The sequence below is a fragment of the Acidovorax sp. LjRoot204 genome (assembly GCF_056175785.1).
In genome coordinates this window covers 1-6054 of sequence record NZ_JBGFFF010000214.1, presented here as the reverse complement: position 1 = coordinate 6054, position 6054 = coordinate 1, and the positions used below count along the sequence as shown (strand labels likewise).

General features: G+C 60.7%; 9 protein-coding genes and 1 pseudogene. All 10 read right to left on the bottom strand.

Annotation, left to right across the window (positions count from 1 at the left end; all coding sequences use genetic code 11):
* Positions 1-171 (bottom strand): flagellar biosynthetic protein FliR (locus tag AC04MI_RS22830; RefSeq protein WP_476498782.1); only part of this gene is annotated, 171 nt, incomplete at its 3' end.
* A 125-nt stretch (positions 172-296) separates the two neighbouring features.
* Positions 297-566: a flagellar biosynthesis protein FliQ gene (fliQ, locus tag AC04MI_RS22825; protein ID WP_015015801.1), complete on the bottom strand. Its 270-nt coding sequence runs from the start codon at positions 564-566 to the stop codon at positions 297-299.
* 11 nt (positions 567-577) lie between these two features.
* A complete protein-coding gene (gene fliP, locus AC04MI_RS22820) occupies positions 578-1369 on the bottom strand; it encodes a flagellar type III secretion system pore protein FliP (RefSeq protein ID WP_233193675.1) in 792 nt (263 codons plus the stop codon).
* Positions 1362-1727, bottom strand: coding sequence for a FliO/MopB family protein (locus tag AC04MI_RS22815; protein WP_099729187.1), 366 nt, complete (start codon positions 1725-1727; stop codon positions 1362-1364). The genes fliP and AC04MI_RS22815 overlap by 8 nt, the downstream gene beginning before the upstream one ends.
* Before the next feature lie 7 nt (positions 1728-1734).
* Positions 1735-2175: a flagellar motor switch protein FliN gene (gene fliN, locus AC04MI_RS22810; protein ID WP_476498781.1), complete on the bottom strand. Its 441-nt coding sequence runs from the start codon at positions 2173-2175 to the stop codon at positions 1735-1737.
* A complete protein-coding gene (gene fliM / locus AC04MI_RS22805; RefSeq protein WP_056065744.1) occupies positions 2165-3169 on the bottom strand; it encodes a flagellar motor switch protein FliM in 1005 nt (334 codons plus the stop codon). The genes fliN and fliM overlap by 11 nt, the downstream gene beginning before the upstream one ends.
* Positions 3170-3191: 22 nt before the next feature.
* A complete protein-coding gene (locus tag AC04MI_RS22800) occupies positions 3192-3788 on the bottom strand; it encodes a flagellar basal body-associated FliL family protein (RefSeq protein WP_056748047.1) in 597 nt (198 codons plus the stop codon).
* A gap of 195 nt (positions 3789-3983) precedes the next feature.
* Positions 3984-4391, bottom strand: coding sequence for a flagellar hook-length control protein FliK (locus AC04MI_RS22795; RefSeq protein ID WP_099729185.1), 408 nt, complete (start codon positions 4389-4391; stop codon positions 3984-3986).
* Positions 4392-5314: 923 nt separating this feature from the next.
* Positions 5315-5764: a flagellar export protein FliJ gene (locus AC04MI_RS22790; protein WP_099729184.1), complete on the bottom strand. Its 450-nt coding sequence runs from the start codon at positions 5762-5764 to the stop codon at positions 5315-5317.
* 21 nt (positions 5765-5785) lie between these two features.
* A pseudogene (locus tag AC04MI_RS22785) lies at positions 5786-6054 on the bottom strand (flagellum-specific ATP synthase FliI); the annotation flags it as partial.

The window sequence follows — 6054 nt, the reverse complement described above, 5'->3', positions numbered from 1 at the left end:
AACACCTTGCGCACACAAAGCCACAAGGAAAGCGAGACCGATTTTTACGCGCATGGGCACGACCCGCATGGAGAACACTGGGGCCACGGAAAACAATGCCAGCACGCGCAAAAAGGGCCACAGAATGGGAGACAGCCACGCCATGATCTGAGCTTCGGAGAAGGTGATCACGCCCCTCCTCCACCGGCGAGGCCTGGGTGCATTGACGGCCAAGGCACGGCCGCCCCCAGTGCCCGTCGCTGACTCCAGCAGCCCAGCATTGTCCTGAGGCCGCCAAGTGCCCAGATTGGCATGTGCTATCCAATCATCGACGGGATCGATTCGATTGTCCGGCGGATGAAGTCCACCAGGGTACTGAGCATCCAGGGCCCAGCAATCGCAAAAACGACCATGGCCGCAATCAGCTTGGGCACAAACGCCAGCGTTGCTTCATGGATCTGCGTGACAGCCTGAAAAATACTGACCAACAAGCCCACCGCCATGACCACCCCCAGCACTGGCATGGAAATCATCAGCAGCAGGGTGAGGGCGTCACGCCCAATGGTCAGCACCATTTGTGAAGTCATGGCGGAATCCTCTAGGTGACGAAGCTGGCGGCCAATGAGCCGATCAGCAGGTTCCAGCCGTCTGCCAGCACAAACAGCATCAGCTTGAACGGCAATGCCACCAACACCGGGGACAACATCATCATGCCCAGGGACATGAGGATGCTGGACACCACCATGTCGATGACAAGAAACGGGATGAAAATCATGAACCCGATCTGAAACGCCGATTTGAGCTCGCTGGTCACAAAGGCCGGCACCAGCACACGGATGGGCGCCGTCTCAGCCGTCACTTTGGGATCAAGACGTGCCAGCCTGGAAAACAGCGCAAAGTCAGATTGCCGCGTCTGCTTGAGCATGAAGCTGCGCATCGGCGCCTCTGCCCTGTCCAGCGCCTGTTCGAAGCTGATGGTGTTGTTGGTATAGGGAACGTAAGCGTCCTGGTACACACGGTCCAGCGTCGGGCCCATGACAAAAAAGGTCAGGAACAGTGACAGCCCGATGATGACCTGATTGGGAGGAGCCGATTGCGTCCCCAAGGCCTGACGCAGCAAGGACAGCACAATCACAATCCGTGTAAAGCCCGTCATCATCAGCAGCACAGCGGGCAAAAAAGACAACGCCGTGAAAAACAGCAGTGTCTGAATGGGTACCGAGTAGCTGGCGCCAGATGGCCCACTGCCAACAACCAGTGGCAATGCGCCCGGACTTTGAGCCCAAGCGAAGCCATGCGCTACCACGCTGGCAACAGCAACGGCCCAAGGCAAAGCACGCGCAGCTGTTCGCGCTACGCGCCTTGGAAGCAAGGATGCGAGCTCACACATGCGCGGACTTTCCAGAATCAGCGGACGCAGCTCGCATCTCGTGAGCAAACGATGGTTCTGTCGGGAGTGAAACGTTCACGGCGTCCCCAGCCCCCTTGGCCGCCACTGGTAGCACGTGGAGGCAACTGACCTGTTGAGCGGTGACGCCCAGCACCAGCCAAGTACGCGCATGTTCAGGGCCGACTTCCACCGTCACTACCCGCTGTTGAGGGCCGACGGCCACTGCAGACACCACGCGTGACGCCACCCCGGCAGCCAGCGTCCCGGAGGACTGGCGCTGCTGCAGCCGGCGCACAGCCCAGGGAAGCAAAGCCATGGTGCCCACAAAAAGCACCACGACCAGCAGCGTCTGGGTCATGCTCCCACTATCCACGGCTCACCCGCCGCAAACGTTCCGACGGCGTGACCACATCGGTCAGGCGGATRCCRWACTTSTCRTTGACCACCACCACTTCGCCYTGSGCGATMAGGTAGCCRTTGAYCAGCACATCCATGGGCTCGCCTGCCAGTGCATCCAGCTCCACCACCGAACCTTGTGCCAGTTGAAGGATGTACTTGATGGGCACTTTGGTGCGCCCCAACTCCACCGACAGCTGCACCGGAATGTCCAGCACCATGTTGATGTCGTTGACGGTATCACCACTCGCAGCACCGGAAAATGGTCGCACGGGCTCGCCGGAAAGTGGCCCGCCCTGCTCTGCGTCCGCCGGTTTTTCGTCCGTYCGCTTCTGCTCTTCAAGCGCCTCGGCCCAACCCGCAAACGGGTCATCCGCGCCTGCGTCCTTGTTGTCTTCTTCAGTTGCCATTCTTCTCTCCCAGCCAACTCATGTCCGAAGTGCGCAGGCACTCTTCAATGCGGATGGCGTACTTGGAATTGTGGGTTCCATACTGGCATTCAAAAATGGGAACCCCTCCGATCGACGCACGGATACGGGGCTCGCGGTCCAGTTCGATGAAGTCACCCGGTTTCATGGCCAGCAGTTGCTCCACGGTGGCATCAGCCTTCGCCAGCTCCGCCACCAGCGTGACCTCTGCGGATTGGATTTCACGCTTGAGCACATTTACCCAACGGCGGTCCACCTCAATGGAATCACCCTGCGTGGACGAATACAGTACATCGCGGATCGGCTCCAGCGTTGCATAAGGCATGCATATATGGATGGCACCCGACAGGTCGCCAATTTCCAGCTGAAAGGCCGTGGACACCACGATCTCGCTGGGCGTAGCAATGTTGGCGAATTGGGGTTGCATTTCCGAGCGCTGGTATTCCAGCTCCAGCGGATAGATCCCCTGCCACGCCTTCTTGTACTCCGCGCAGATCACATCTACGAGCCGGTTGATGACACGCTGCTCGGTAGGCGAAAAATCACGCCCTTCAATGCGGGTCTGGAACTTACCGACCCCGCCATAGAGGGTGTCAATGATGCCAAAGACCAGCGAAGGCTCACAGACGATCAGTCCGCTGCCTCGCAGGGGGCGGATCGCCACGATGTTGAAGTTCGTCGGCACCGCCAACTCTCGCAGGAAAGCACTGTATCGTTGCACCGACACAGTCCCCACCGAAATTTCAGGACTGCGGCGGATGAAGTTGAAGAGCCCAATGCGAAAGTTGCGTGCAAACCGCTCGTTGACGATTTCCATCGTCGGCATGCGGCCACGGACAATGCGCTCCTGGCTGGAGATGTCGTAATTGCGTACCGACCCCGCCTCAGCCACTTCCTCAACGGACTTCTGGCTCTCGCCAGTGACCCCTTCCAGAAGGGCATCAACCTCTTCCTGCGAAAGAAATGAATCACTCATGGCTGGTCCTTACCCGGCTGGCTCATTGGATGATGAAGCTCGAAAAGAGCACCTTGCGCACGGGATTGCGCTCTGTGCGCTTGCGCGCGGCGGGGCGTTCCTCTGCATCTCCGTCCTGCTCAGCGGCGGCGGCAGCCTTTGCACGCTCACGCTCTGACGGCACCGAGTAGCCCAGAGGGCGCGAGACTTCGCGCAAGACGTCGGTAGCGAGCTTTTCCTTGCCCTCGCGCTGCAGCAGCTCCGTGGACGTGCGTTGCGACACCAGCATCAGGATTCCACTGCGGATCGACGGCAGGTACTGCTTGACCTGTTCTGCAGTCTTTGCATCCTCCAGCTCCAACGTAATGCCGATCTGCGCAAAGCGATCACCGCCAGGATCAGCCAGATTGACCACCATGTTTTCCAAGGGCAGGAAGGTGGGGGCAACCTTGGGCGCCTCCTTGTGAGCCGCAGGTGCACCGCCACCCTCTTCGTCCTCAGCGGCATGCGACCGACTGGAGATGAACCATGCTGCTGCGCCCCCTCCGATCACTAGCACAGCCACCACCACGCCGATGATGATCAACAGCATCTTCTTGCTTTTGGCGGGTGCGGCTGCTGCGGGAGTATTGGCTGACACAATGGAATTCCTTGCGGTAGGGAACAGGCAGAACAGACGCTATCAAAGTGAAAGCACAACCTGTTAGCCCATTATGGGTCGGGGGTGTAACCAATAATAGCCAGAATAAAAGCCCAAAACCATGGCATTCACCGCGCTCGCCTAGTCTGCGGAGACGGGAGCAGAACTACCGACCGCCCACATCACCCCGCAGAATCAGACGAAGACGTCCACGGCCCGGTCTGTCGCCACACCACCACGCGCCAGCGAGGCTGTGCCAGCAGGCACGGCAGATACCACCTGCGCCTGGCGTGCCCCGTCGCGAGGTCGCTGCTGCCCCGCCTCGCCACCACCGGCACTGTCGCGTGCCGAAGTGCCCACCGACATGCCAGACAACACCAAACCCTCACTGCGCAACAGATCACTCAACTGCGCCATGCTCTGGTCCAACAGCTCCCGCGTCTGCTGCTGGTCGCTGCGGAATGACACGTGCGCTTCGTTGCCCGACAGAGACACCGACACCTCCACCGGCTGACCATCACGCTGCAGCGTCAACTCCGCGTTCTGGGTCTTCTGGTTCACCCAGTAGGCCACCTGTTCGGCCACCTGCTCTTCTGCACTCAAGGCGTTAGGGTCTGCAAAGACCGTTGCATCGGTGAAGTTACTGGACTCCACAGGAGATGCGCCCAATGCGCTCTCAGACCATGCCCCCCCATTTCCCGGGTTCTCACCGGCAGAGTGCCCACCAGCAGCGAATTCGGGCGTCCGTGCAGAAGCGCCGGCTGTCAACAGACCATCGGCAAGATGCGTGACTCCTTCGAAGCCAGTAGCTGCGGATGACAGCCCGCCCACGCGCTCAGAAGGTTGTGCCCCCGTCGATGCGGCCTGGGCAGAGCGCTCAGTCATCGCCTGTGAAAGCGCAGCGGCCGCCGGAGTGTGTCCGAATGAATGAGGTTTCAACTCGCCAACCGTGCCTTGCCCCAAACTGACGTCCCCCGAACCTGAAAGCCCAGTGCGGAGCGCCGCGACGTTCTGCAACCGAGAGAATGTACGACCAGCCATGGACGTCGCGCCCAAAGGTTGCGCATCCTTAATGTCTGCAGCAGAGTCCAACATCGCCGTCTCTGCCACCAAGCCTTGGGTACGGCCAAATGGCGTCCACTCGGCCCCAGAACCTACTGGAGACGCCCCCCCCGCACCCAAAGCGGCAGCGAGGCGCGATCCACCGTCAGCGCCTGTGGAGGCCGGAGGAGCGACATTGGCCGAAGCCATGCCCAATAACCCTTGCCATGCAGCCACCGCAGAGGCGTCTACAGCCGTGGATCCGACGCAAGGAAGGCCGTCCGCGGCGAGAACATCCGATCCTGCCGAGCCCAGTACGCCCCCCTCCTCCACCTCGTCCCCCAACGCCGCCAGCAAAGCCAAAAAATCACCCCCAGCCGCAGGATCGCTAGCGTCTGCGGCAGCAGTCTGGGCCGATGATTTGGCGCGAGTCGTGTGGGCGGGCTGGGTGCCCTGCGAGGAGGCTACTTTGGTCGGTTCCATGTTCAATTCTCCTGGCCCGCGTTGCGATACTGCAGCGCGGCGCGTTCATCGGTCTGTTTTTGGTCTCTGCGCTGTTGCTGCAGGGTGAGGTCGTTGCGTCGCTTGTCTACCACCTTGCGCAGACTGGCCAAACGCAGCTCTGCATCTAACAGAGCGCGCTGGGCAGCTTGCACCCGCGCAGACTGGTCACCCACCACACTGGTCTGGATGCTGGCCGCATGACCCAGCCTGTCCATGAAGTGGTAGTGGTGGTACATCACTTCGGGCTGCATGGCCGCACCTGCCTTCATGCCCCAGCGTGACTCGGTTTCACGGGCGTAGTCTTCCAGCTGATCGAGCTGGGCACGCGCTGCCTGCTCGGCAGCCAGCGTGTCCTGCAGCACCTTACGGGCATCGTCCCGCTTGCGAGAGGCCACTTCGACTGCGACAGAGAGGGCGCTAAGGTTGGACATGATGGCTTCCCTTGTCCGCCGTCAATGGTCCAGCACCGCCGCCATGGCGGCTACGCTGTGGTCCATGGAGGCCGCCTCGTACATGTCCTGCTGCAGAAAACCCGCCATCTGTGGCTGAAGGCGGATAGCCTCGTCCAATGCCGGGTCGGAGCCGCTCATATAGGCCCCCACCTGCACCAGGTCCCGGCTCTTCTGGTAACGCGAATACACCGCACGAAACCGCCGCGCCAAGTCAAAATGCCCGCGAGACACCACGTTGTGCATCACCCGCGATGCCGATTGCTCAATGT

Bases quoted from the DNA above. Each gene is read 5' to 3' on its own strand.
- fliQ (WP_015015801.1), bottom strand. From the start codon at position 566: ATGACTTCACAAATGGTGCTGACCATTGGGCGTGACGCCCTCACCCTG.
- fliP (WP_233193675.1), bottom strand. From the start codon at position 1,369: ATGTGTGAGCTCGCATCCTTGCTTCCAAGGCGCGTAGCGCGAACAGCT.
- AC04MI_RS22815 (WP_099729187.1), bottom strand. From the start codon at position 1,727: ATGACCCAGACGCTGCTGGTCGTGGTGCTTTTTGTGGGCACCATGGCT.
- fliM (WP_056065744.1), bottom strand. From the start codon at position 3,169: ATGAGTGATTCATTTCTTTCGCAGGAAGAGGTTGATGCCCTTCTGGAA.
- AC04MI_RS22790 (WP_099729184.1), bottom strand. From the start codon at position 5,764: ATGTCCAACCTTAGCGCCCTCTCTGTCGCAGTCGAAGTGGCCTCTCGC.